13 protein-coding genes and 3 rRNA genes are annotated in these 26,678 nt (G+C 70.4%); 9 read left to right on the forward strand and 7 right to left on the reverse strand.

Annotation, left to right across the window (positions count from 1 at the left end; all coding sequences use genetic code 11):
* Nucleotides 1-14: 14 nt before the first annotated feature.
* The 3 genes from trmB to OG965_RS22430 form a co-directional block, all read right to left on the reverse strand.
* Nucleotides 15-794 (reverse strand): tRNA (guanosine(46)-N7)-methyltransferase TrmB, encoded by a 780-nt coding sequence (trmB, locus tag OG965_RS22420; RefSeq protein ID WP_371653862.1) that lies wholly within the window; start codon nt 792-794, stop codon nt 15-17.
* 41 nt (nt 795-835) lie between these two features.
* Nucleotides 836-2,044: an L-2-hydroxyglutarate oxidase gene (gene lhgO, locus OG965_RS22425; protein WP_371653863.1), complete on the reverse strand. Its 1,209-nt coding sequence runs from the start codon at nt 2,042-2,044 to the stop codon at nt 836-838.
* A gap of 70 nt (nt 2,045-2,114) precedes the next feature.
* Nucleotides 2,115-3,530 carry an MFS transporter gene (locus tag OG965_RS22430; RefSeq protein WP_371653864.1) on the reverse strand — a complete coding sequence of 472 codons (1,416 nt, stop codon included), beginning with the start codon at nt 3,528-3,530 and terminating at the stop codon, nt 2,115-2,117.
* Between the two features lie 724 nt (nt 3,531-4,254).
* Here OG965_RS22430 and OG965_RS22435 point away from each other — a divergent pair.
* Both OG965_RS22435 and OG965_RS22440 read left to right on the forward strand, forming a co-directional pair.
* On the forward strand, nt 4,255-6,366 hold the full coding sequence (locus OG965_RS22435; RefSeq protein WP_371653865.1) for an asparagine synthase-related protein: 2,112 nt from the start codon (nt 4,255-4,257) through the stop codon (nt 6,364-6,366).
* A 323-nt stretch (nt 6,367-6,689) separates the two neighbouring features.
* The gene (locus tag OG965_RS22440; protein ID WP_371653866.1) at nt 6,690-9,902 is read left to right on the forward strand and encodes a BTAD domain-containing putative transcriptional regulator; all 3,213 of its coding nucleotides are present in this window, start codon (nt 6,690-6,692) and stop codon (nt 9,900-9,902) included.
* Here OG965_RS22440 and OG965_RS22445 read toward each other — a convergent pair.
* The gene (locus OG965_RS22445) at nt 9,889-11,805 is read right to left on the reverse strand and encodes a sigma-70 family RNA polymerase sigma factor (protein ID WP_371653867.1); all 1,917 of its coding nucleotides are present in this window, start codon (nt 11,803-11,805) and stop codon (nt 9,889-9,891) included. The two genes, OG965_RS22440 and OG965_RS22445, sit on opposite strands and share 14 nt — an antisense overlap.
* Nucleotides 11,806-12,085: 280 nt before the next feature.
* On the reverse strand, nt 12,086-12,937 hold the full coding sequence (locus OG965_RS22450) for a TetR/AcrR family transcriptional regulator (RefSeq protein ID WP_371653868.1): 852 nt from the start codon (nt 12,935-12,937) through the stop codon (nt 12,086-12,088).
* Between the two features lie 323 nt (nt 12,938-13,260).
* Between OG965_RS22450 and OG965_RS22455 the strand changes: the two genes are divergently transcribed.
* Entirely contained in the window at nt 13,261-14,691 is a 1,431-nt protein-coding gene (locus tag OG965_RS22455) for an NAD(P)/FAD-dependent oxidoreductase (protein WP_371653869.1), read from the forward strand.
* 102 nt (nt 14,692-14,793) lie between these two features.
* Entirely contained in the window at nt 14,794-16,446 is a 1,653-nt protein-coding gene (locus tag OG965_RS22460; protein ID WP_371653870.1) for a SpoIIE family protein phosphatase, read from the forward strand.
* Between the two features lie 10 nt (nt 16,447-16,456).
* On the opposite strand, the gene OG965_RS22465 is transcribed toward OG965_RS22460, so the two are convergent.
* Nucleotides 16,457-17,734: an MFS transporter gene (locus OG965_RS22465; protein WP_371657023.1), complete on the reverse strand. Its 1,278-nt coding sequence runs from the start codon at nt 17,732-17,734 to the stop codon at nt 16,457-16,459.
* Between the two features lie 152 nt (nt 17,735-17,886).
* Here OG965_RS22465 and OG965_RS22470 point away from each other — a divergent pair, with 152 nt between their 5' ends.
* The 5 genes from OG965_RS22470 (at nt 17,887) to OG965_RS22490 (ending at nt 24,921) form a co-directional block, all read left to right on the forward strand.
* Nucleotides 17,887-18,462 carry a MarR family winged helix-turn-helix transcriptional regulator gene (locus tag OG965_RS22470; protein WP_371653871.1) on the forward strand — a complete coding sequence of 192 codons (576 nt, stop codon included), beginning with the start codon at nt 17,887-17,889 and terminating at the stop codon, nt 18,460-18,462.
* 698 nt (nt 18,463-19,160) lie between these two features.
* Nucleotides 19,161-20,686: ribosomal RNA gene (locus OG965_RS22475) — 16S ribosomal RNA — on the forward strand.
* 279 nt (nt 20,687-20,965) lie between these two features.
* A 23S ribosomal RNA gene (locus OG965_RS22480) occupies nt 20,966-24,089 on the forward strand.
* A gap of 78 nt (nt 24,090-24,167) precedes the next feature.
* Nucleotides 24,168-24,284 (forward strand): 5S ribosomal RNA (gene rrf / locus OG965_RS22485).
* The 16S, 23S and 5S rRNA genes sit together here, the layout of an rRNA operon.
* 82 nt (nt 24,285-24,366) lie before the next feature.
* Nucleotides 24,367-24,921, forward strand: a complete 555-nt coding sequence (locus OG965_RS22490) for a GNAT family N-acetyltransferase (RefSeq protein ID WP_371653872.1) — start codon at nt 24,367-24,369, stop codon at nt 24,919-24,921.
* Between the two features lie 44 nt (nt 24,922-24,965).
* Here the strand turns inward: OG965_RS22490 and OG965_RS22495 are convergent, their stop codons facing one another.
* Nucleotides 24,966-26,615, reverse strand: a complete 1,650-nt coding sequence (locus OG965_RS22495; RefSeq protein ID WP_371653873.1) for a type IV secretory system conjugative DNA transfer family protein — start codon at nt 26,613-26,615, stop codon at nt 24,966-24,968.
* Nucleotides 26,616-26,678: the final 63 nt, after the last annotated feature.

Here is a 26,678-nt window from a genome sequence, read left to right on the forward strand (position 1 = left end):
CGTGGGGTCGGCTGTCAGGCGGACGGCAGCTCGGCCACGCGCCTGAAGAGCAGGTCGTGCACCACATGGCCCTTGTCGAGGCCCTGTCCCTCGAAGCGTGTGAGTGGCCGGAACGCGGGCCTCGGCGCGTAGCCGCCGTCCGGCTGGGTGTTCTCGAACGCGGGGTGCGCGTCGAGCACCTCCAGCATCTGCTCGGCGTACGGCTCCCAGTCGGTGGCGCAGTGCAGTACGGCGCCGGGCTTGAGCCGGGGTGCGGCGAGGGTGAGGAAGTCGGGCTGGATGATGCGGCGCTTGTGGTGGCGCTTCTTGGGCCAGGGGTCCGGGAAGTAGACGCGCAGCCCGTCCAGCGAATCCGGCTCCAGCATCTCGCGCAGCAGGATGACCGCGTCGCCGTTGCCGACGCGTACGTTGCTGAGGCCGCCGCGCTCGGCGAGGCCGAGGAGGTTGCCCTGGCCGGGGGTGTGCACGTCGACGGCGAGGATGCCGGTGCCGGGGTCGGCGGCGGCCATCTCGGCGGTCGCCTCGCCCATCCCGAAGCCGATCTCCAGGACGACGGGCAGCCCGTCGAACATCTCCTTCAGGTCGAGCTTGCCGAGCCCGTCGATATCGAGCCCCCACAGGGGCCACAGCCGCTCCAGATACTCGCCCTGGCCGGTGGTCACCCGGCTGCGGCGCGGCTGGAAACTGCGGATCCGCCGCTCGTGGTGCGATCCGGCGGGATCTGCGACGGGACCCCCGGGAAACCGGGGCTCGCCCTTGGGGCGACGGGCGGAGGCGGCGGGCTGCTCAGACACAATTACCGGATTCTACGTGCCCGGCCCCCGGGGCCGCCTGCTCACACCCGCGCCGCCCCCAGCACCTCCAGTGCCCGCCGTGCCACCTCGCGGCCGATCGGCAGGGACGCCGTGGCCGCCGGGGACGGGGCGTTCAGGACGTGGATCGTGCGGGGGGCCTCGCGGATGAGGAAGTCGTCGACCAGGGTGCCGTCGCGCAGGACCGCCTGGGCGCGGACGCCCGACGAGGTCGGGTGGAGATCGGACTCCTCGACCCCGGGGAGCAGCCGGCGGACCGCCTCCGTGAAGGCGCGGCGGGACAGGGAGCGGTGGATCTCGCCCGCTCCGTACCGCCAGTGGCGGCTCGCCATCCGCCAGGAGCCGGGCCAGGTCAGGGTCGAGGCCAGCTCGGCCGGGCGGATCGTGCGCCAGTCGTAGCCCTCGCGGGCCGCCGCCGGCACCGCGTTCGGCCCGACGTGGACGCCGCCGTTCACCCCACGGGTCAGATGCACCCCGAGGAAGGGGAACGCCGGGTCCGGGACCGGGTACACCAGCCCCTTGACCAGACCGGGTCGCGCCAGGTCGTAGTACTCGCCCCGGAACGGCACGATCCGCACCCCCGGCTCGTCCCCGGCCAGCCGCGCCACCCGGTCGCAGTGCAGCCCCGCGCAGTTCACCAGCGCCCGCGCCCGCAGCACCGCCCCGGTCGAGGTGCGCACCGCCACACCCGCGTCGGGGCGGCGCGATATCCGGACCGCCTCCGTCCCGTACCGGATCTCCGCGCCCGACAGCTCGGCCAGGCGGGCCGCCACCGCCGGGAAGTCGCACACCCCGGTCGTGCCGACGTGGATCGCCGCCAGGCCCCGGACCTCCGGCTCGTACTCGGCGATCTGCGCGGGGCCCAGCTCGCGCACCGGTATCCCGTTCTCCCGGCCCCGCTGGACCAGCGCGTGCAGCCTCGGCAGCTCGTCGCGCTCGGTCGCCACGATCAGCTTGCCGGTCACCTCGTGCGGGATGCCCTGCTCGGCGCAGAACGCCACCATCTCGGCCGCGCCCCGCACCGCGTACCGCGCCTTCAGGGAGTCCGGGCGGTAGTAGATCCCGCTGTGGATCACCCCGCTGTTGCGTCCGGTCTGGTGCCGGGCCGGGCCGTCCTCCTTCTCCAGGACCGTCACCCGGGTGCCGGGCGAGGCCTGCGTCAGGGCATACGCCGTCGACAGACCGACGATCCCGCCGCCGATCACCAGCACGTCACAGTCGTACGCGGTCACCACCACACCTCCCACCCCAGATAGTGCACTGGCCCACTGACAATGCCCGTAAACCCGTGGGGGAAGTGATCTACGCCGGGGCGACGAGGAGCGGGCGCGCCCGCTCCCGCAGCTCCACGACGCGCGGCTCGTCCCCGTACGGCTCCAGGCGGTGCAGCAGGTCCCGTACGTACTCGGTGGTCCGCGCCGACGAGATCCGCCCGGCGACCTCCACCGCGCGCGTGCCCGCCGCGCACGCCGCGTCCAGGTTGCCCGACTCCAGCTCGGCCACCGCCGACACCACGAGCCGCAGGCCGTGGGAGCGCACGAACTCCTCGGTCGGCCGGGACAGCGCCTGCTCGGTGAAGCGGCGCACCTGGCGCGGGGCCTTCAGATCGCGGTAGCACTCGGCCGCGTCCGCCGCGAAGCGGTCGTACGAGTAGAAGCCCAGCCAGGACGGGTCCGAGTCGCCGTCCCGGGAGCGCTCCAGCCACGCCTCGGAGGCCTTGAGCGCGGCCCCGGCCGCGAGCGCGTCGCCCGCCTTAGCGTGCGCGCGTGCCTCGACGAGCCGGAAGAAGCTCATGGTGCGGGCGGTCGCCAGGCCCCGGTTCCGCTCGACGGCGGCCTGCGCCAGGTCCACGCCCTCGTCGGCGAAGCCCCGGTAGGTGGCCTGGAGCGACATCGAGGCCAGTACGTATCCGCCCAGTGGCACGTCGGCCGCCGCGCGCGCCAGGCGCAGCGCCTGGATGTAGTAGCGCTGGGCGGCTTCCTGCTGGCCGGTGTCGAAGGCCATCCAGCCGGCCAGTCTGGTCAGTTCGGCGGTCGCGCCGAACAGGCCCCGGCCGACCTCGTCGGTGTAGGAGCCGAGCAGCAGCGGCGCCGCGTCCACTCGTAAGCACTCGGGAACCATCGACGAACGCCAGTCCCCGCCCCCGTACTTGGAGTCCCAGCGGCGCGCGTCCTCCGCCGCCTCGCGCAGTTTGGCCACATCGCTGTGGCCGACCTTCAGCGGTGTCCCGGCCGCCCCGTCGTGGTCGCGTGCGACCGACGAGTCGGCGGGGGTTATGAGCCAGCGGGAGGCGGGGGTCGCGTACGCGGTGACCGCGAAGGATCCGGCCAGCGACTGCCAGATGCCGCCGCCCGCCCGCCGTCCGGCCAGATCGAGCCGGTAGAGCTCGGTCGCGGAGCGGACCGCCTCGCCCACGTCGCGCGGGAACGCCAGACCGACCTCGGGCGCCGGGTCGGCGTCGGCCAGCCCGATCTCGTGCAGCGGCACCGGGCGGCCCAGCTTGGCGCCGATGGCCGCCGCGATCAGATGGGGCGCGGCGCCCTGGGGCACCATGCCCTTGGAGACCCAGCGGGCCACCGACGTCTTGTCGTAGCGAAGGGTCAGGCCGCGCTGAGCTCCGAGGTCGTTGACCCGTCGTGCGAGTCCGGCATTGCTGATTCCCGCGAGGGCGAGAACGGTGCCGAGCTTCTCGTTCGGCCCGCGTTGCTCCCTGGACATGCGCCACCCCTCGACACAGACGGCGTCCCCCGGGGCCGCGCCCCGGGTCCGTCCGGCCGCACAATCGTGTGGCCGAGCCCCCAGGAATATGCCGCCCGCGGAGAACAGCAGTACACCCAGCGTAGTTCGCCGCATCCCGACCGTTAAGAGGCGGTGTTCCGGATGGCGAGATTGTTTTCCGTACGGACGAGTTCGGTCGCTGTCTGTGTGCTCCGGGTGTGTGGCCGTGCGCGGTGCGTGCGCTCTGGCCCGCGTGGAGCGGGGAGCGCTTCCATGTCAGGTGCGTGGGTCGGCCCGCTGAACTGGATCCAGTGGGCTGGGGGACACCGTCGCCTCAATCCCCGCGGGCGGCGGACCGGTCCGGGAGGCGGACAGCGCCTCCCGGACTGTGGGTCTTCTCCGCCGGCTTCACTGCCGGTTTCATGCCCGCTTCGAGGCGCCCGCCACGCGCGCCCGGGGCGAAGTTGGCCGAAAAGCGACGGTCCCGCACCACCCGGAAACGTCACTCGCGCTCGTCAGAAGAGCTGTCAATCGGCCATCCATGGGGGCGCGTTCACTTTTTGCGCGCGCTACCCCGAGGCCCCTCTCGTACGCCATTGTCATGGCAGCATGGTCCCGAGCGACCTCAGAACCGCACGGACACACCCCGCCGTACGTCCGCGTACGGCCGGTCCCGGTTCTGTCGGCGCGTACGACGGGTTGTCCACAGGCTGTGGAGGCGGCGATGCGGTGGCTGGTGGGCTGGAGCAGTGTCGCCGCGAGGTTCGGTGCCGTGGGGACGGCCGGTGCCGTGGGTGCGCCCGAGGAGGGGCGCACCGTCCACCCCGTCGGCTCCCAGCTGCTGTGGGGCGACCCCGATCCGCTCTGGGCGGTCGGCGACTGGCGGCCCGACGAGATCCGCGTGGTCAGCGTGGGGGCGGACACCCGGCTCGCGGTGCTCGGCTGCTGCGCCGCCAGTGACGAGGAGCTGCGAGTAGGGCTGTTCGCGGCACGCGGGGGCGCACTGCGGCACCTGTCCGCCTGGCCGGGCAGCTATACGGCGGTTGCCCAGGTCGGCCGCAGGGTCACTGTCGTCGGTGACCTGGCCGGCGCACGCCCCGTCTTCTACACGCCCTGGGCGACCGGCACCGCGTACGCCACGGCCGCCCTGCCGCTCGCCGACCTCATCGAAGCCCAGCTGGACATCGGCCACTTGGCGGCGCTGCTCGCCTGCCCGGACGTACCCGAGGCGCTCGGCGACTCCACCCCCTACGCGGGAGTGCGGCGCATCCCGCCCGGCCACGCGCTGGTGCTGCGGGAGGGCTCGCGGGAGGTCACCGGGTACGAGCCGGTCGCCTCGCTCGCCGTCGCCGCGGCCCAAGTGGACGAGGAGAGCGCGGTGAACGGCGTACGGGAGGCGCTGGTCGCGGCCGTACGGGCCAGGCTCACCGCGCCGCGCCACGCCCCCGAGACGCTCCCGCAGGACCCCGGCCCGGTCCCCGGCATGGGCCCCGCCGAGCGGCGCGCCGCACGCGGGGGCCCGGCGCCCGGCATCGGCGCCGACCTCTCCGGGGGCCCGGCCTCGGCCACCCTGGCCCTGCTCGCCGCCGGGCTGCCCGGCAACCCCGGCACGGTGCTCGGCCACGGCACCGGCGCGGGCGAACGGCTCCTCGCGGTCACCTTCAACGACCTTGCCGTGCCCGGCCGCAGGAGCGAGGCCGAGCTGGAGCGGGCCGGGGCGATCGCGGCCAACCCGCGGCTGCACCACGTGGTGGTGGCCGGCGACGAGGACGCCCTGCCGTACGCGGAGCTGGAGGGCCCGCTCACCGACGAGCCCGGCCCCTCGCTGGTCACTGCCGAGCGCCACCGCCGCCGACTCGCCGCGGGCAGCGCGGACCACTTCACGGGCAGCGGGGCACGCCAGGTCCTGGACGCCCATCCCGCCCGCCTGGCCGACCTGTTGATGGACCGTCAGCGCCGCCACCTCCTCCGCCCGGCGGCGGCGCTCGCCAAGGCGGGCGGCCCCTCGGCGCACTCCCTGTTCGTCCCGCTCACGGTGTACCGGGCGGCGCGGAAACTGGCGCGGACGCCGTACCGGACGGGCATCGAGACGGCGGCGGAACGCCTGCGCCGCGACGCGGACGTCGTCGACACGGATGCGGAGAACCCGCTGGACGCCTCGCTCGCGTCCCTGGCCTGGACGCGGCCGGGTCCGGCGGCGCGCTGGCTCACCGGGGAGGCGCTGGCTGAAGTATCGATCCGGCTGATGGCGTCGGCGACCCGCCCGGCGACGGTGCTGCGCCCCGGCGAGGCACGGGCCCGGGCCGCGCTCGCCCGTTACGCCGCCGACCACCGCGTCCTCGAACAAGCCGCCGAGATCCGCAGCCAGCGGCTGCACGCGCCGTTCCTGGACAACCAGGTGGTACGGGCGTGCCGCGCCCTGCCCGAGGCGCTACGGGTGCAGCCCGGCGCCCGGGCGGCGATCCTGCGGACGGTGCTGGCGGGTTCGGGGGTGCGCGACCTGCCGGCCGGCTGGGGCGCGACGTCCCACGCTTCGTCGTCGGCGGCGGTACGGGCGGGCCTGCGCCGCTCGATCGACCCCCTGATCGCGCTCTTCGAGGCGCCGCTGCTGGCGGACGCGGGCCTGATCGAGGCCCGCACGGTCCGCCGCGCGCTCCGCGCGGCGGCCTCGGGCGAACGCCTCCCCCTGGACGGCCTCGCCGACCTGATCTCCACAGAGCTGTGGCTGCGGCGCCTGCTGTCGCGCCGGGGCACGTGCTGGACGGGGGCGGCGGCGCCGAAGCAGCGGGCGGTGGCGGGAGGGATAACGCCTGCGCGCCCACCGCTGCGGGCGTAGCCCGGACCCCCCGTTTGTCTGCGGCTTCGGTGGGGGTTGCTCGCGCAGTTCCCCGCGCCCCTAAAAGCGCCCCTGCGGGGCGCCCCTATAGGGGCGCGGGGAACTGCGCGAGCAACCCAGCACGGTCCGCAGACGAACGAAGCGGGGTGCAGGGGCCGCAGGCCCCGCAACGGGGTCCGGGGGCGTAGCCCCCGGGAAACCACCTCCACCCCCCACCCACCCCCGGAGGCCACGCGGCGGAGCCGCAAATGTCACAGCGGGAAGGGGCGGGGTGGGGAAAAAAGCCCGCCGCAGGCGGAGCGAGGCCGAGACACAATGACCCCGTGCGGTACCGGATCCTGGGCGTCACCGAGGCGCAAGACGAGCACGGCCAAAACGTCCCCCTAGGGGGACCCCGGCTGCGCGCCCTGCTCACCGCCCTCGCCGCCCGAGCCGACCGCCCCACCCCCGTCCCCCTCCCCACCCTCATCGACGCGATCTGGCCCGACGACCCCCCGCACGACGCCCCCGCCGCCCTCCAGGCCCTCGTCGGCCGCCTCCGCCGAACGATCGGCCGCGAAGCCGTCGCCTCCGAGCCGGGCGGCTACCGGCTCGCCGTCGACGCCCCGCACGACATCGACCTCTTCGCGTTCGAGCGGCAGATCCGCACGGGCACGCGCCAGCTCGACGGCGGCGACCCCGACACCGCCGCCGAAACGCTCCGCACCGCCCTCGCCCTGTGGCGCGGCCCGGCCCTCGCCGACCTCCCGGACCGGGCGGCGGCAGCGGCGGGCCCCGACGCCCAGCGCCTCGCCGCCCTGCGCGCCCGCATCGAGGCGGACCTGCGCCGCGGCGCCACCGCCCACCTCCCCGCCGAGCTCGCCGCGCTGATCGAGAGCCACCCGTACGACGAACCCCTCCACGCCCAGCTGATCCGCGCCCTGCGGGCCGAGGGGCGTACGGCCGACGCGCTCCTGGCGTACGAGACCGCCCGCCGCACCCTCGCCGACGCCCTCGGCGCCGACCCCGGCCCGGAACTGGCCGCGCTGCACCAGGAGCTGCTCAACCCCGCCCCCGACGTCCGCCCCGCCCCCGAAGCCCTCGGCAACCTGCGGCCCCGCCTGACCTCCTTCGTCGGGCGCGAGCCCGAACTCGCCGCGATCAGGCGCGACTTGGCCGCTCACCGGCTCGTCACCCTCACCGGGCCCGGCGGCTCCGGCAAGACCCGGCTCGCCGAGGAGTCCGCCGCGCACACCCCCGCGTGGCTCGTGGAGCTCGCCCCGCTGGACCACCCGGACGCCGTCCCCGGCGCCGTCGTCTCCGCGCTCGGGCTGCGCGAGACCACCCTGCTGGGGCGGGACGGGCAGCCGCACCCGGACGACCCCGTCGCCCGGCTCGTCGACCACTTCGCCGGCGCCCCCCGTACCCTCCTCGTCCTCGACAACTGCGAGCACGTCGTGGACGCCGCCGCCCGGCTCGCGGAGACGCTGCTGACGCGCTGTCCGGCGCTGCGGATCCTCGCCACCAGCCGCGAACCCCTCGGCGTGCCCGGCGAGCGGGTCCGGTCGGTCGAGCCGTTGCCGCCCGACCCCGCGCACCGGCTCTTCGCCGAGCGCGCCCGTACCGTACGGCCCGACTTCGACCCGGCCGACGACCCCGAGGCCATCGCCGAGATCTGCCGGCGGCTCGACGGGCTGCCGCTGGCGATCGAGCTGGCCGCCGCCCGGCTGCGGCTGCTCGCCCCGCGCCAGATCGCGGACCGGCTCGACGACCGGTTCCGCCTGCTGACCAGCGGCAGCCGGACCGTACTGCCCCGCCAGCAGACCCTGCGCGCGGTCGTCGACTGGTCGTGGGACCTGCTCGACGAGCGCGAGCGCGCGGTGCTGCGCCGCGCCTCCGTCTTCGCCGGCGGCTGGGACCTGGCCGCCGCCCAGGCCGTCTGCGGCTCGACCGACGATCTGGCGGCCCTGGTCGACAAGTCCCTGGTCGTGGCCGCCCCCGATCCGGACACGGGCGGGATGCGCTACCGGATGCTGGAGACCATCCACGAGTACGCCACCGAGCGCGCGGCCGAGACCCCGAGCCTGCTCGACGACGCCGCCCGCGCCCACACCGCGTACTACCGCGAACTGGCCCAGGAAGCCGACCCGTTGCTGCGCTCGCACGGGCAGCTGTCCTGGATCCGGCGCGTCGAGCGCGAGCTCGACAACATCCGGGCCGCGCTGCACCGCGCCACCGTCACCGACCCCCAACCCGTCGAGGCCCGTGACATCGCCCTCGCCATGGGCTGGTTCTGGTGGCTGCGCAACTACCGCAGTGAGGGGGTCGGGTGGGTCGACCGCATCCTCGGCCGGGAGGGGAGCGGCGAGGGGAGTGGCGAGGGCGCGGACGCCTGCCCCGACGACCCCGACGCGCCCGACTACTGGCCGCGTATGCGGCTCGCGCTGCTGCGGATCTTCCTGATCGAGGAGTCCGGCGGCCCTGCCGAGCGGCTGCGTACGCCCGAGGCGCTGGCGGAGATGGCGAGGCTCCGCGAGGCGTTCGGGCGGGGCGGGCCGGAGGCGGCCCGGTTCCCCGGGCTGCTCTGGCCGTTCGCCGTGTTCCTCGCCCAGGGCCCCGGGTCGGCGCGCGAGTCCATGGACGTCGTGGTCACCAACTGCCGTGCGTACGGCGGCGAATGGGAGATCGGCGTCAGCCTCATGTTCCGTACACACATGGTCATCGACATGCCCGGCGGGGTGTGGGACATCGACGGCGACCTCGCGGAGCTACGGACGCTGAGCCGCCGCGTCGGCGACCGCTGGATGCGGGCCCAGGTGGCCAGCGCCGCCGGGGAGGCGGCGATGATGCGCGGGCTGCCCGCGCAGGCGAGGCCGGAGTACGAGGAGGCGCTCGGCCTCGCCCGCGAGGTCGGCGCCCACGCCGAGGCGCCGTTCCTGCTGGCCCGTATCGCCGAACTCACCTATCGCGCGGGCGACTTGGACGGCGCTGTCAAGATTCTCGACGAGGCCGAGGCGGAGGCCGTCCGCTACGGCGTCCGCGACAGTGCCTCCTACATCCACTATCAGCGTGCCTGCATGGCCCTGGACGCCGGTGATGCCGTCACCGCGCGCGCCGAGTGCGACGCGGCCCAGGCGGCGACCGTCCGCAGCACCCCGCCGCCCCACTTCACGGCGATCCTGGAAGCCCTCGACGCCCGGGTCGCGGCCATCGAGTCCGGCCCGGCCGTCGGTGTGCGCGGCCTGGCCTCGGCGCTGCGCATGGCCGACGCCGCGGGCTGCGCCGAGATCCTCCTCGCCCACTTCGCGGAGGGCGCCGCCCAACTCCTGCCCGACCTCGGTGAACTCGCCCTGACCGTACGGGTGTTGGCGGCCGCCGGGACCTGGCGCGCGGGGATCCCCCTGTGGCCCCGCGACCGGGCTGCCCTGGACGCGCTCCGCGACCGGCTGCGCGAAGAGCTCGGGCCTCGCCTCTATGGGGAGGAGCAGGCGGCGGGGGCCGGGCTCACGACGACGGAGGTCGCGGGGCTGCTGGAGGAAGTCGTCAACGGCAGTTGAGGACCGACTTCGCCCAGTCCGCCAGCGCCACCGAACCGAACGGTGTGTGCGGATCGACCACCAGGCGGATCGTGCGATGGCCGGTGAGGTCGGCGTGCACCGGCACCGCCGGGTCCCCGCCGTGCATCACGGGCGAGCGCCACAGCAGGGTGTGGTCGCCGTACACCGAGAACCGCACCGCGCCCAGCCCCATGGTCAGGTCGTCGACCCCGGCGAACGCGTCGTAACTGGAGCACTGCCGGTTGAGGTCGATCGTCACGGAGGAGCGGGCGTGCACGGTCACGCCGTGGCTGTACGGCCTGCCGTCGATCTCCATGCCCCAGCGCTGCCAGAGCCAGCTGGACGCGCCGAGCCGCACCTCGGGCTTGGTGTGGTCGCCGAACGCCCCGTACTGGAGCCGGTTGATCTGGTACACCGCCGCCGGGGGCGGCGGCGGAGGGGGCGGTGTCGGCTTCGGGGGCGTGGGCTTCGGCGGCGAAGGGGCCGGCTTCGGCTTCGGCGTCGGCTTCGGGCTGGGCTTCGGCGGCGCGGGCTTCGGCGGCTTCGGCGCGGGCTTCTTCGGTGGCGGCGGCGGTACGGGCGCGGGCGGCGCCGGGGGCTCCGGCGCGGGGGAGGGCGGCGGCTTCTGCGGGACCACCGGCACCACGGCCGGCGGCTTGGCCTCGGGCTTCGGCGCAGGCTTGGTGTCGTTGCCGCTCAGCGCGAAGACCACGCCCGCGGCCACCGCGACGGCGACCGCCGCCGCGATGCCCGCCTTGGCGGGCGCGCCGAGCCCCTCGGAGGCGGCGGCCCCGCCGGCCGCGCCTCCGGACGAACTCCCGCCCGTGGCCGCCGCGGCGGCACCGGCGCCCGCCGCACCGGCGGCGCCTCCCGCCACGATCCCGGCGGCCTTGAGCGAGTACCCGGCGGCGAACCAGCCGACCATCGCGACCGGCAGCAGCGCGGGGATCCCGGCGTTGACGTCCTTGAGCTCGACGACCGCGACCCGGCACTTGGCGCACTCCTCCAAGTGCTTGCTCAGGCCCCGCTCGGCCCGCACCCGCAGCCCGCCGCGCGCGTACGCCCCGAGCCGGTCCGCGTAACGGGCGCAGTCGCCGCCCTCGGTGAGCGAGGTGGAGACGTGCGCCTGCAGATACGCCTGCTTGAGGCCCTCCCGGGCCCGGCTGGCGAGGACCGCCGTGGCGTTGGCGCTCAGCCCGAACAGCGGCGCGATCTCGCTGGGCGACTCCTCCTCGACGGTGGTGTGCCAGAGCACCGCCTGCCACCGCTCCGGCAGCGACCGGAACGCCTGCATGGCCAGCGACTGCTCGGCCTCGTGCATCGCCCGTACGTCCGCGCCGAGGTCGACCGTGTCGTCGTCCCGGCCGTCCGAGGTACGGGCGGCCTGGTCGGCGAAGAGGGCGAAGTCCTCGACCAGTTGCTCCCGCTTGGCCGTCTTCGTCCAGGAGGCGGCGACGCGGCGCACGGTGGTCATCAGATAGGCGCGCACGGCCTGTTCCGGCCCGGCGCCGCCGCGCACCGCCTGGAGCGTACGGGCGAACACCTCGGCCGTGAGGTCGTCGGCCGTGTGCGCGTCCCGGCAGCAGCTGCGGGCGTACCGGCGGACCGCGTCCGAGTGACGCCGGAACAGCTCCTCGTACGCGGTGTCGTCACCGGCCCGCATCCGCTGGATCAGCTCGGCGTCGGCGGTGGTCCGCTCACGCTGCTGCGGAACACCGGGTGCGGGCGGGGCGTCGGACTCCTGGGCGGGGCCCCACGGCCCGGGCAGCACGGTCCCGCCGGGCTCGCCGCCGCCGTCGGTACGGCCACCGGGGCCGCCCTGGCTCGGCACCTGCCGCGAGGGCAGACCGTCCGGCTCGGTGCCGCTGCCGCCGCCGAGCTCGTCCCGCCCTTCAACGTTCATCGCGGAAGCCCCCGTCAGCACGCTCAGACCCAACCACGCGCCAAGCGTCCCACAGAGCCCCACACCCGAGGAGCCCCCTGCCCCCCAACCACCCGATAGTGGACCGGGGCCCAGCCGCTGCGAGCATGCGTGCCGCCGCCTGGCTACGTAGCTGTGGGCGTGCGTGCCGCTAGGGGCGGGACGGGCGGGCACAGCGGCACCCCGGCCCCGCCGGACCTCGCACCCGCCCTGACCCCAGCCCCGAAACGGCCCGCGGCCCAACCAGTCCCCGCACAACCCGTCACGCGGGCCGCGACCGCAAGCCCTCCAGCAGAATGTCCAGCAGCCGGGAAGAAGCCGCGGCCTGCTGATGCGGATCCGGCAGCGACGGCGCAGCCGTGGCTATCACGAGCAGCACGTCGGCCACGGTCACATCGCCCCGCAGCTCGCCCGCCTCCCGAGCCCGGTCCACCAGCTGCCCGACGACCGCGAGCAGCTCCGCCGCCCCAGGGTCGTCCAGCTCGTCCGCCGACGTCGTACGCGGCTCGACGACCCGCAGGCCGGGCACGCCGAGCGCACCGGGCAGGCCGGCCTGCCGCTGCTGCGGCACCCGCGCCTCAGGTGCGATGGAGCCCGGTGAGTCCAGCGACTCGACCGGCTCCAGCACGGGCACGGGCCCCGAGCCGACCACCGTCGACTCCTCCGCGTCCACGTCCACCCCGACCCGCAGCACCTGCGGCGGCAGCAGCCGCCCGGCACCCGAGGCCACCGATGTCCGCAGGAACCGGGAGAGCGCCGACCACGGCTCCTCCTCCTGGCCCAGCGCGGTCCGCGCCTGGTCGGTGAGACGCGCGGTCTCCTCCTCGGCTATCCGCCGCACCAGCACGTCCTTGCTCGGGAAGCGCCGGTACACCGTGCCCACGCCGACGCGGGCGCGGCGCGCCACGTCCTCCATCGGCGCGCCGTACCCCAGCTCGCCGAACACTTCGCGCGCGGCTCGCAGCACATGCTCCAGATTGCGCTGAGCGTCCACCCGCAGCGGTGCGGAGCGGGAAGCGGAAGCGCTCCCACCACCGCCGACCGCGCCTACACGACCATTGCCGTCCGCCGACGCGACGACGGCGGACTGCCAATGAGAGTCCTGAATATGCATAACCGTTCCCCCGGTAATGACGTCTCCCCCCGGAGACTCCCCGCCCTGACAGTCGGGTGGCCGGACCCGACACCCCGACGAGGTACGAACATAGTTGAGCCGGAGTCAATTCAGAAGGGGGTTGTTCCGCACGGTGTGCCCCCCGATCGGAGCAAGGACCGGAACCTTCCCGATTCGGACCCCCGCTTCGCCCCCATCTCCCGGCCCTGACCTGCGTATTCTCCTCGACTGGCGCGAAATCTCAGCACCTGTTCCGGCCACATCCGTCAGTCACACAATTTGCCGGGCCTGTGGACAAACGCCGGAGGTCGATGCCTCATGGGATGGTGAAGGCTGCGATCAATCGGGGGTCGAGCCCCGAACCACCGCCCGGCACGCGCATTCTCGTCGTCGGCGGCGGCTACGTCGGGATGTACACGGCGCTGCGTCTGCAGCGCGAGCTCAAGGCGCAGCTGCGCGACGGCCGGGTGGGGATCACCGTGGTCGCCCCGGACCCGTACATGACGTACCAGCCGTTCCTGCCGGAGGCGGCCGCCGGATCCATCTCGCCGCGCCACGTCGTCGTACCGCTGCGCCGTGTCCTGGACCGCTGTCACATCGTCATCGGCGAGGCGCAGCGCATCGATCACGCCGCGCGGACCGCGACCGTCACCACCCTCGCCACCGAGGAGGAGGGCACCGGCCCGGTCGAGATCGGCTACGACGAACTGGTTCTCGCGCCCGGCTCGGTCTCCCGCACCCTCCCGGTCCCGGGCCTGGCCGACTACGCCATCGGCTTCAAGACCGTCGAAGAGGCCATCGGGCTGCGCAACCACGTCATCGAGCAGATGGACATCGCCTCCTCCACCCGCGATCCCGCCGTCCGCGACGCGGCCCTCACCTTCGTCTTCGTGGGCGGCGGCTACGCGGGCGTGGAGGCGCTCGCCGAGCTGGAGGACATGGCCCGCTACACCGCGCGGTACTACCACAACATCAAGCCCGAGGACCTGAAGTGGATCCTCGTGGAGGCCAGCGACCGGATCCTGCCCGAGGTCGGCGAGGAGATGGGCCGGTACGCCATCCGCGAGCTGCGCGGCCGCAACATCGACGTACGTCTTGAGACGCGCCTCGACTCCTGCGAGAACCGGGTCGCCGTGCTCAGCGACGGCTCCCGCTTCCCCACCCGTACGGTCGTGTGGACCGCCGGGGTCAAGCCCGCGCCCGTCCTCGCCGCCACCGATCTGCCGCTCAACGAGCGCGGCCGCCTCAAGTGCACCGCGAAGCTCCAGGTGGAGGGCGTCGAGCACGCCTGGGCGGCCGGTGACGCGGCCGCCGTACCGGACGTCACCTCGGACGAGAAGGACAAGGAGTGCGCGCCCAACGCGCAGCACGCGGTGCGCCAGGCCAAGGCGCTCGCCGAGAACATCGCCGCGTCCGTCAACGGACGGCCCCTGCGCGAGTACGCGCACAAGTACGTGGGCTCGGTCGCCTCGCTCGGCCTCCACAAGGGCGTCGCCCATGTCTACGGCCGCAAGCTCAAGGGCTACCCTGCCTGGTTCATGCACCGCGCCTACCATCTGAGCCGCGTCCCCACCTTCAACCGCAAGGCGCGGGTGCTCGCCGAGTGGACGCTCGCCGGCCTGTTCAAGCGTGAGATCGTCTCGCTCGGCTCGCTGGAGCACCCGCGTGCCGAATTCGAGCTCGCGGCGGGCGGCGGCCCCGCCAAGCCGGGCCCCGAACCCGGTGCCAAGGGGCCCGGCGGCAAGGAGAACTGACGGTTGTCAGTGCGGTCCGTCACACTGGACGTGTGACCATAGGTGGGCCCACACCTGCACAGAGTGACCCAGCAGCCAGCGACACACGAGGCCAAGAGATCCGTGAACTTCACGCGTTGGAGCGCCCGGCTCCCCGGTACGCAGCGCCGCGCCGCCGCACGGACCGATCGTGGCTCCGTGCCCGCCGCACGCGGTGAGTACGGCCCGGGGCCCGACACCTGGCCGGACGACGACGGGACGGAGGGCCCGGCGGCGCCCGCCCTGGAGGAGCTGTCGGTGCGTCAGCTCCTCGGCCAGCTCCCCGCCCTCGCCGCCCTGGTGTACGGCCCGGAGCACCGAGTGGCGTACGTGAACGACGCGTACGCGACGACGTTCGGCCCCCGCCCCGTGGGCGCCCCCGCCGCCAAGGCCCTGCCCGAGCTGGACGAGCTGGGCCTGCTGCCACTGATGGACCAGGTGCTGCGCAGCGGCAAGCCCCGTACGGTCAAGTCCCGCAAGGCCCAGGGCGGCGGGTCGTACACGGTCACCTGCACCCCGGTCGAGATCCCCGCGCGCGGGGAGGCGGGCGGCGGGGTGCTCGTCTTCGCCGCCGACGTCACCGACCACGCCGAGGCCGCCGAGCGGCTGCGCGCCAGCGAGCGGCGCCACCGCGAGACCGCCGTGACGCTCCAGCGCTCCCTGCTCCCGCAGGAGCTGGAGCAGCCCGACGACCTGCGGGTCGCCGTCACGTACCAGCCGGGCGGCACGGACGCGGCGGTCGGCGGCGACTGGTACGACGTGATCACCCTGGGCGCCGGGCGCACCGCGCTGGTGATCGGGGACGTGATGGGGCGCGGGGTCCGCGCGGCCGCCGTGATGGGCCAGCTCCGCACGGCGGTGCGGGCGTACGCACGCCTGGACCTGCCCCCGCACGAGGTGCTCCAGCTCCTTGACGGCCTGGCCGCCGAGATCGACGCCAGCCAGATCGCCACCTGCGTCTACGCGGTCCACGACCCCAACGAGGGCCTGCTGGTGTACGCCTCGGCGGGCCACCTGCCCCTCCTCGTACGCCACGCGGACGGCAGTGTGCACCGCGCGGCGGACCCGACCGGGCCCCCGCTGGGCACCGGCGGCTGGCTGCACACCTCCGGCACCATCGCCCTGCCGCCCGGCGCGACCGCCGTCCTCTATACGGACGGTCTGGTCGAGCGCAGGGAAGAGGACATCGACGAGGGCGTCGCCGCCCTGGAGCGCGCGCTGTCCGGCGCGGTCGGCACCCCGCAGGTCGTCTGCGACCGGCTCATCCGCTCGCTGGGGGTGACCGCCGAGCACGACGACGACGTGGCGGTCCTGGTCCTCCAGCACCCGGCCCGCACGGGCCCGGACGCCGAGCTGTTCCACAACGCGGCGCTGGACCTGCTCGGCGGCGTGGAAGCCGCGCCACGCGCGCGTGCCTTCGCGTCCGGGGTGCTGGCCTCCTGGCGCTTCCCCGTGGAGCTGCGCGACCTGGGCGTCCTGGCGGCGAGCGAGCTGGTCGCCAACTCCCTCCAGCACGGCACCCCGCCGATGCGGCTGCGACTGCGCCGCACCGACCGCCGGCTGATCATCGAGGTGACGGACGGCGACGACCACCTGCCGCGCCGCCGCCGCGCCGAGCCCGGGGACGAGTCAGGACGAGGCATCTCGATCGTCGCGACGATCGCCTCGTCCTGGGGTTCGCGCCGCACACCGGGCGGCGGCAAAGCGGTGTGGTGCGAGTTCGCCCTGCCGGGCTAGGAACCGGGTCCTAGGCGGACACCTGCTCCTGCTCGGTCTTGTGGACCGCGACCACCCGCGACGGGGTCGCGAGCATCGGCTGGTCCTGCGCGGGCGTCAGCTTCCCGCCGAGCCGCAGCGCGAGCACGGTGATGCCGAGCGAGAACAGGATGAACGTGACGATGTACGGGCCGTGCAGCGTGGCACCCATGGGCCCGCCCACGAACGGGCCGAGCGCCAGTGCCATCTGCTTGACCAGCGCGAACGCCGAGTTGTACTGGCCGACCATCGCCTCGGGCGCCAGGTCCGCGACGAGCGGCGCCACGGTCGGCGACAGCATCGCCTCACCGAGCCCGAAGAGCGCGTACGTGGAGATGAACGCGGCGGTCGCCATGGTCTGGCTGCCGTGGCCGAGGCCCGCGTACCCGGCGAAGAGCCAGGCCACGGTCCAGATGAGCCCCACGGACGCGATGACGCGGCTGCGGCGGCGGCGCTCGACGAAGCGCAGCACCAGGAACTGGGCGACCACGATGACGGCGGTGTTGGCGGCCAGGGCGATGCCCAGGGTCGACGGCTCGATCCCGGCGGCTTCGGTGCCGTACGCCGCGAGACCCGACTCGAACTGCCCGTAGCAGGCGAAGAACAGCACGAAGCCGAGGACGCAGAGCTGGAGCATGGCGCGGTGCCCGAGCACGGCCCGGAAGCCGCTGCCGCCCTTGCCGCCCTTGGGGCGGGCGTCCGCGATGACCGCGTTGCGCGGCAGCCTCACGGACAGCGCGATCGCGGCGAGGACCAGGAACATCCCGGCCTCGATGGCGAAGAGCAGGGTGAAGGACGACGGACGGCTCTCGTCGACGATCTGGCCGCCGAAGAGCCCGCCGATGCCGAGCCCGAGGTTCTGCAGGAAGAACTGCATGGCGAAGGCACGGGTACGCGAGGTCGGCGACGAGGACCACACGATCATGGTGGCGAGCGCCGGCTGCATGACCGCGGTGCCGGCGCCGAGCAGCGCGGCGGACCCGAGGACGGTCACCAGGTTGTCGGCGAGGCCCAGCGAGAGCGCGCCCACGGCGGCCGTCACGGCGGCGCCGACCAGCACGGGCAGGGGGCCGCGCCGGTCGATGACCCGGCCGGTGAAGAGCAGCGCGACGAGCGCGGCCAGGGCGAAGACGCCGAGGACGATCCCGGCCCAGAAGGAGCCGAGCCCTCGCACCGAAGCCACGTAGATGTACAGATACGGAACGGTGAACCCGAGTCCGAACGCGCTCAGCGCGTTCCCCGCCTGGATTCGGCGCATCGCCGCGCCCATCACCTTGGTCACACTCACCACCTTGAGGTCTCGAAGTGGAAGTCCTCGAACCTGAAGGTCTCAGAGGCGAAGACTTCAACACTAAAGTTAGAACCTCAACAATACACACTCAAGGACTTAGATGCCAACGCGTACCGTGCGATACTCGCCGCATGGCTGAGACCACCGAGCGCGGCGGGCCCACCGGCCCAGCCGGCCCCGAGGAGCCGACCCTCGACGAGCAGATCGCGGCGTACCAGCGCGAGTTCCGCGACCTCGACCCCCAGGTCGAGAAGGTCGTATCGGCCCTGGGCCGGCTGAACCGCCGGATGAACGTGGCGTACGGACGCCAGGTCGCCGCACTCGGCATCAGCAACGCCGAGTGGGAGGTCCTGAAGACCCTCGTCCTCGCGGGCAAGCCGTACCGTCTGGGCCCGGGCGAGCTGGCCAAGCGCCTCGGCCTCACCCCCGCCGCCATGACCCACCGCATCGACCGCATGGCGGGCGAAGGCCTGGTCACGCGCGACCGGGACGAGAGCAACCGGGTGCGCGTCATCGTCGAGCTGACGGACGAGGGCCGTACGAAGTGGCTGGAGGCCATGCAGATGGCCACCGACTTCGAGGAGGACCTGCTCCAGGACCTCACCCCGGACGAGCGCGGGGCCCTCGGCGAGATGCTGATCCGTCTGCTGCGACGGGTGGAGCACGCCCAGCCGGACGCGGGCGGACGGCTCACGGACCTGGACTGAGGAGGTCCGGCCGGGGGTTCCATGAGGGTTCCGTCGAGAGCCCGGCCGGGGGTTGACACCCCTCTCCCAGGTGCGTAGTGTTCTCCGAGTTGTCACGGAGCCGGAACGGTTCTGCGGCAGCCGTCCGCCGCAGATTTGCGGCAACCCCATCTCAGTACGACCTCCCGATCGGGATGAATTTCGGCATGCCGAATTCCATTTCGAAGGGGGTTGGATGGATCGGCCGGCCCGATTAGGAGCCGCCCGGGAAATCCGCTAGAGTTTGGGACGTCGGAACGGCCGAACAGCCGGGAAGACAAACCGACTTGACCCGGGAGACCGGAAAGCAGGCCCGAAAGGATCTGATAGAGTCGGACTCGCCGGAAAGGGAAACGCGAAAGCGAAAACCTGGAAAGCGCCGAGGAAGTCGGACACGAAAGAGTCTGATAGAGTCGGAAACGAAGGAAGCGCCCGGAGGGCCCGGAAACGGGAACAAAGGAAGCGTCCGTACCTTGAGAACTCAACAGCGTGCCAAAAGTCAACGCCAGATTGACAACCCCGGCCCATCCACTGTGATGGGTTGGAGGTTCCTTTGAAAAGTCCTGTGCGCCCTTGTGGCGGGCAGGCAATTACACAGCGAGGACGCTGAGGACGGTCGGTCTTATTCCGACATGACTGTCCCGCTCTTTCGTGTGTGTGGACCGGATTACCGGTAAACATTCATGGAGAGTTTGATCCTGGCTCAGGACGAACGCTGGCGGCGTGCTTAACACATGCAAGTCGAACGATGAAGCCTTTCGGGGTGGATTAGTGGCGAACGGGTGAGTAACACGTGGGCAATCTGCCCTTCACTCTGGGACAAGCCCTGGAAACGGGGTCTAATACCGGATAACACTCCTGCCTGCATGGGCGGGGGTTGAAAGCTCCGGCGGTGAAGGATGAGCCCGCGGCCTATCAGCTTGTTGGTGGGGTGATGGCCTACCAAGGCGACGACGGGTAGCCGGCCTGAGAGGGCGACCGGCCACACTGGGACTGAGACACGGCCCAGACTCCTACGGGAGGCAGCAGTGGGGAATATTGCACAATGGGCGAAAGCCTGATGCAGCGACGCCGCGTGAGGGATGACGGCCTTCGGGTTGTAAACCTCTTTCAGCAGGGAAGAAGCGAAAGTGACGGTACCTGCAGAAGAAGCGCCGGCTAACTACGTGCCAGCAGCCGCGGTAATACGTAGGGCGCAAGCGTTGTCCGGAATTATTGGGCGTAAAGAGCTCGTAGGCGGCTTGTCACGTCGGATGTGAAAGCCCGGGGCTTAACCCCGGGTCTGCATTCGATACGGGCTAGCTAGAGTGTGGTAGGGGAGATCGGAATTCCTGGTGTAGCGGTGAAATGCGCAGATATCAGGAGGAACACCGGTGGCGAAGGCGGATCTCTGGGCCATTACTGACGCTGAGGAGCGAAAGCGTGGGGAGCGAACAGGATTAGATACCCTGGTAGTCCACGCCGTAAACGTTGGGAACTAGGTGTTGGCGACATTCCACGTCGTCGGTGCCGCAGCTAACGCATTAAGTTCCCCGCCTGGGGAGTACGGCCGCAAGGCTAAAACTCAAAGGAATTGACGGGGGCCCGCACAAGCAGCGGAGCATGTGGCTTAATTCGACGCAACGCGAAGAACCTTACCAAGGCTTGACATATACCGGAAACGGCCAGAGATGGTCGCCCCCTTGTGGTCGGTATACAGGTGGTGCATGGCTGTCGTCAGCTCGTGTCGTGAGATGTTGGGTTAAGTCCCGCAACGAGCGCAACCCTTGTTCTGTGTTGCCAGCATGCCCTTCGGGGTGATGGGGACTCACAGGAGACTGCCGGGGTCAACTCGGAGGAAGGTGGGGACGACGTCAAGTCATCATGCCCCTTATGTCTTGGGCTGCACACGTGCTACAATGGCCGGTACAATGAGCTGCGATGCCGTGAGGCGGAGCGAATCTCAAAAAGCCGGTCTCAGTTCGGATTGGGGTCTGCAACTCGACCCCATGAAGTCGGAGTTGCTAGTAATCGCAGATCAGCATTGCTGCGGTGAATACGTTCCCGGGCCTTGTACACACCGCCCGTCACGTCACGAAAGTCGGTAACACCCGAAGCCGGTGGCCCAACCCCTTGTGGGAGGGAGCTGTCGAAGGTGGGACTGGCGATTGGGACGAAGTCGTAACAAGGTAGCCGTACCGGAAGGTGCGGCTGGATCACCTCCTTTCTAAGGAGCACAGTACCGATTGCAGGCAAATGTTCTGCACGGTCAGCTCATGGGTGGAACGTTGACTATTCGGCACGGTTCTTCGGGATCACTAGTACTGCTTCGGCGTGGAACGTGAACTCCTGAGGGGCCGGGCCGGGCACGCTGTTGGGTGTCTGAAGGCACGGGCTTTACGCCTTGTCTTCGGTATGCCGGCCCCAGTGCACTCACCATGTAGATGGTGGGGTGATGGGTGGCTGGTCGTTGTTTGAGAACTGCACAGTGGACGCGAGCATCTGTGGCCAAGTTTTTAAGGGCGCACGGTGGATGCCTTGGCACCAGGAACCGATGAAGGACGTGGGAGGCCACGATAGTCCCCGGGGAGCCGTCAACCAGGCTTTGATCCGGGGGTTTCCGAATGGGGAAACCCGGCAGTCGTCATGGGCTGTCACCCATGCCTGAACACATAGGGCATGTGGAGGGAACGAGGGGAAGTGAAACATCTCAGTACCCTCAGGAAGAGAAAACAACCGTGATTCCGGGAGTAGTGGCGAGCGAAACCGGATGAGGCCAAACCTACGACGTGTGATACCCGGCAGGGGTTGCGTCGTGGGGGTTGTGGGATCTCTTTTTCACAGTCTGCCGGCTGTGAGACGAGTCAGAAACCGTTGATGTAGGCGAAGGACATGCGAAAGGTCCGGCGTAGAGGGTAAGACCCCCGTAGCTGAAACATCAACGGCTCGTTTAAGAGACACCCAAGTAGCACGGGGCCCGAGAAATCCCGTGTGAATCTGGCGGGACCACCCGTTAAGCCTAAATATTCCCTGGTGACCGATAGCGGATAGTACCGTGAGGGAATGGTGAAAAGTACCGCGGGAGCGGAGTGAAATAGTACCTGAAACCGTGTGCCTACAAGCCGTGGGAGCGTCGCGCATCGAGTTTACTCGGTGCGTCGTGACTGCGTGCCTTTTGAAGAATGAGCCTGCGAGTTAGCGGTGTGTAGCGAGGTTAACCCGTGTGGGGAAGCCGTAGCGAAAGCGAGTCCGAACAGGGCGTTTGAGTTGCACGCTCTAGACCCGAAGCGGAGTGATCTAGCCATGGGCAGGTTGAAGCGGAGGTAAGACTTCGTGGAGGACCGAACCCACCAGGGTTGAAAACCTGGGGGATGACCTGTGGTTAGGGGTGAAAGGCCAATCAAACTCCGTGATAGCTGGTTCTCCCCGAAATGCATTTAGGTGCAGCGTCGTGTGTTTCTTGCCGGAGGTAGAGCACTGGATAGGCGATGGGCCCTACCGGGTTACTGACCTTAGCCAAACTCCGAATGCCGGTAAGTGAGAGCGCGGCAGTGAGACTGTGGGGGATAAGCTCCATGGTCGAGAGGGAAACAGCCCAGAGCATCGACTAAGGCCCCTAAGCGTACGCTAAGTGGGAAAGGATGTGGAGTCGCAGAGACAACCAGGAGGTTGGCTTAGAAGCAGCCACCCTTGAAAGAGTGCGTAATAGCTCACTGGTCAAGTGATTCCGCGCCGACAATGTAGCGGGGCTCAAGCGTACCGCCGAAGTCGTGTCATTCATACACATAGCCCCAACGGGCGTATGGATGGGTAGGGGAGCGTCGTGTGCCGGGTGAAGCCGCAGCGGAAGCTAGTGGTGGACGGTTCACGAGTGAGAATGCAGGCATGAGTAGCGATACACACGTGAGAAACGTGTGCGCCGATTGACTAAGGGTTCCTGGGTCAAGCTGATCTGCCCAGGGTAAGTCGGGACCTAAGGCGAGGCCGACAGGCGTAGTCGATGGACAACCGGTTGATATTCCGGTACCCGCTTTGAAACGCCCAATATCGAATCCATTAATGCTAAGGCCGTGAAGCCGTTCCGGACCCTTCGGGGAAAGGAAAGTGGTGGAGCCGTCGATCCAAGGTGGTAGTAGGTAAGCGATGGGGTGACGCAGGAAGGTAGTCCAGCCCGGGCGGTGGTAGTCCCGGGGTAAGGGTGTAGGCCGTGTGATAGGCAAATCCGTCACACATTAAGGCTGAGACCTGATGCCGAGCCGATTGTGGTGAAGTGGATGATCCTATGCTGTCGAGAAAAGCCTCTAGCGAGTTTCATGGCGGCCCGTACCCTAAACCGACTCAGGTGGTCAGGTAGAGAATACCGAGGCGTTCGGGTGAACTATGGTTAAGGAACTCGGCAAAATGCCCCCGTAACTTCGGGAGAAGGGGGGCCATCACCGGTGAGGGAACTTGCTTCCTGAGCTGGGGGTGGCCGCAGAGACCAGCGAGAAGCGACTGTTTACTAAAAACACAGGTCCGTGCGAAGCCGTAAGGCGATGTATACGGACTGACGCCTGCCCGGTGCTGGAACGTTAAGGGGACCGGTTAGTCACTCTTCGGGGTGGCGAAGCTGAGAACTTAAGCGCCAGTAAACGGCGGTGGTAACTATAACCATCCTAAGGTAGCGAAATTCCTTGTCGGGTAAGTTCCGACCTGCACGAATGGCGTAACGACTTCTCGACTGTCTCAACCATAGGCCCGGTGAAATTGCACTACGAGTAAAGATGCTCGTTTCGCGCAGCAGGACGGAAAGACCCCGGGACCTTTACTACAGTTTGATATTGGTGTTCGGTTCGGCTTGTGTAGGATAGGTGGGAGACTGTGAAGCGGCCACGCCAGTGGTTGTGGAGTCGTCGTTGAAATACCACTCTGGTCGTGCTGGATGTCTAACCTGGGTCCGTGATCCGGATCAGGGACAGTGTCTGATGGGTAGTTTAACTGGGGCGGTTGCCTCCTAAAGAGTAACGGAGGCGCCCAAAGGTTCCCTCAGCCTGGTTGGCAATCAGGTGTTGAGTGTAAGTGCACAAGGGAGCTTGACTGTGAGACCGACGGGTCGAGCAGGGACGAAAGTCGGGACTAGTGATCCGGCGGTGGCTTGTGGAAGCGCCGTCGCTCAACGGATAAAAGGTACCCCGGGGATAACAGGCTGATCTTCCCCAAGAGTCCATATCGACGGGATGGTTTGGCACCTCGATGTCGGCTCGTCGCATCCTGGGGCTGGAGTCGGTCCCAAGGGTTGGGCTGTTCGCCCATTAAAGCGGTACGCGAGCTGGGTTTAGAACGTCGTGAGACAGTTCGGTCCCTATCCGCTGCGCGCGCAGGAATATTGAGAAGGGCTGTCCCTAGTACGAGAGGACCGGGACGGACGAACCTCTGGTGTGCCAGTTGTCCTGCCAAGGGCATGGCTGGTTGGCTACGTTCGGAAAGGATAACCGCTGAAAGCATCTAAGCGGGAAGCCTGCTTCGAGATGAGTATTCCCACCTCCTTGAGAGGGTAAGGCTCCCAGTAGACGACTGGGTTGATAGGCCAGATGTGGAAGCCTCGTAAGGGGTGGAGCTGACTGGTACTAATAGGCCGAGGGCTTGTCCTCAGTTGCTCGCGTCCACTGTGTTAGTTCTGAAATAACGAACAGCCGTGTTGTTGCCCGGTTTCGTTAATTTCATAGTGTTTCGGTGGTCATAGCGTTAGGGAAACGCCCGGTTACATTCCGAACCCGGAAGCTAAGCCTTTCAGCGCCGATGGTACTGCAGGGGGGACCCTGTGGGAGAGTAGGACGCCGCCGAACAATCATTGCGGGAAGCCCCGCACCATGATCCGCAAGGATTAATGGTGCGGGGCTTTTCTGCGTTTCATGGCAGGATCTGGCCATGGAACACGTGATACGCCCCGTGCGGGCCGATGAATGGCGCGAGGCCAAGGAGCTCCGGATGGCCGGGCTGGCCGATCCCGCCGCCCCTGTTGCCTTCCTTGAGACCACCGAACAGGCCAAGGGCCACCCCGACTCCTTCTGGCAGGAACGTACCGCCGGCGTCTCCAGCGGTACCGGCGGCCGCCAGTTCGTGGCCGAGGGCCCCGACGGCACCTGGGCCGGATCCGTCGTCGTCCTGGCCGAGCAGGCCGGGAACGTGGATTTCTTCGGGCTGGACATCGAAGCCGCTCAGGGGCATGTCGTCGGCGTCTTCGTACGTCCCGAGTTCCGGGGGATCGGGCTCACCGAGAGGCTCTTCGAGAGCGCGCTGGAGTGGGCCTGGTCCTTGGAGGAGCCGCGCTTCGAACGCGTACGGCTCTATGTGCACAGCCAGAACGCGCGGGCGGAGGGCTTCTACCGGAAGTTCGGGTTCGCGCGGACGGGGAAGACCGTTCCCGCGTCGGCCGGGGAACCGGACGGGCACGAGGTCGAGATGGAGTTCCTCCGCCCGTAGCCCCAAGCAGCCCCAAGTCGGGGCCGTTGTCCGATCGGGGCCCGCTACGGCGTCAGTGTCTCCGTCCAGCGGGCCCGGGCCTGTTCGGCCGAGCGGAGCAGGACCAGGGTCGGGAGGCCCAGGTCCTGGCCGGTCGACAGGAGTTCGGGCAGGCGCGGCAGCGGCGCGACCGCGGCCACGTCGTCCAGGACCAGCGTCATTGGTGGGTCGAGCCGACCGTCGGGTGACCGTTCGGCCATGCGGCGGCCGCGCTCGACCACGTCTGAGGCAAGGGCGGTCAGAAGCGGCATCGCGGCGGGGCGGGACCGCGGATCCTCGATGGCTTCACCCACCACGTAAAGCGTGCCCCCTTCCGCGGCGAATGATTCCAGTGCGAGCGAATCCGCTCGGTTCGGTGTGCAGGCCTCGCGGATGTGGATCGAGGAGAGCGCGTCGAGCGCACGGGCCGTCAGCTCCTGGGCGATCTCCCGGCGTTCGGGGTGCGCGGTCAGTGCCGACTCCAGCAGGCCCGCCGATCCGCTCATGGCCTTGGGGTGGGTGCGGAGTATGCGTACGGCCTCGTGGGCGCCGGTGCCCTGGGCCCAGCGGTGCATCTGTTTGACGGCCTTGCCGTCCCGGCTGTCCAGCGCGGCCGCGTGCAGCCAGCACCGCAGCAGGGTCTCGGCGGTGTCGGCCATGGCGGCGTCTATACGGGCCTGCGGGCGTACGGGCGCGAGCAGCGCGGTCGCGCGCGCCGCCGCCACGTCCGCGTCCTCGCAGCCGCTCGTGGGCGACCAGTGCAGCCGTGCCGGAGTGTCGCAGAGGTGCCCCGGGTCGTACACGTGCACAGGGCCGAGCTTCGCGCGCGCGTCCTTCGTCTCCGCCCAGAGGGTGGGGTCCGAGGTGATGACGAGTGCGGCGCCCTCGGCGTCCTGGATGGCCTGCACTGCTGTGGGGCGGCGGGCGTCGGGGCCGCCGTAGACGAGCCGGGGCGGGCGGGCCGCGCGCGGTGACGGGAGCCGCCCGGCTTCCGGGCCTTCGGGCTGCCAACTCGCCATGCCGGGCGCCGGGGTGAGGCCCGCGCCGCCTGCGACCCCGTCCGTACGTACCGTACGAGTCGCGCCCGTGCCCGCGGCCGGTCCCCACGCGCGCGTGCCCGCAGCATCGGCGCCCCCGTCGGCCCCGTCGGCGGGAGCGCCAGCCGCCGGGTCTCCGTACGCCGTAGTACGTGCCCCCGCGTCCACCACCGGCGGCGGTCCGGCCTGAGACTGGTGCGTCGGCGGCGCACCACCACCCGGCCCGCCGCCCCTGTTCAGGCCCAGCACCGGGTTACCCGGCATCGCGGCCGCCGCCTTGGCTCTCGCGCGTACCGCTCGCCAGCGCGACCACGTGCCCAGGGCGAAGATGAACAGCACCAGGAGCACGAGCAGTTGGCCGATGAGCAGGCCCCAGAAGAGGCCGTAGCCGGAGAGCTGGGCGGCGGGGGTGTCCGGCCAGGCGGCCGGGAGGTCGTGCGGGGCCTGGACCAGCTGGTGCATGGCCTGCGGGGTGCGGGTGAACGTCACTGCGTCCGGCCAGGCGCCGTGGCTGAACAGGCCCGACAGGCCCGTCGCCGTCCAGACCAGGACCGTGAGGCCGAGCAGGAACGCGAGCAGCCCGATCAGCAGGGAGTCGGGGATGCCGCGCTCCTCGCCGCGGGAGCGGGACTCCGGCATGTCAGGCAACCTCCGGCGTGTCGGGCCAACTTGCGCGTGTCGGGGAACTTCCGTGGTGTGGAC

Origin of the sequence: Streptomyces sp. NBC_00224 (assembly GCF_041435195.1) — a bacterium.
Taxonomy (GTDB): domain Bacteria; phylum Actinomycetota; class Actinomycetes; order Streptomycetales; family Streptomycetaceae; genus Streptomyces.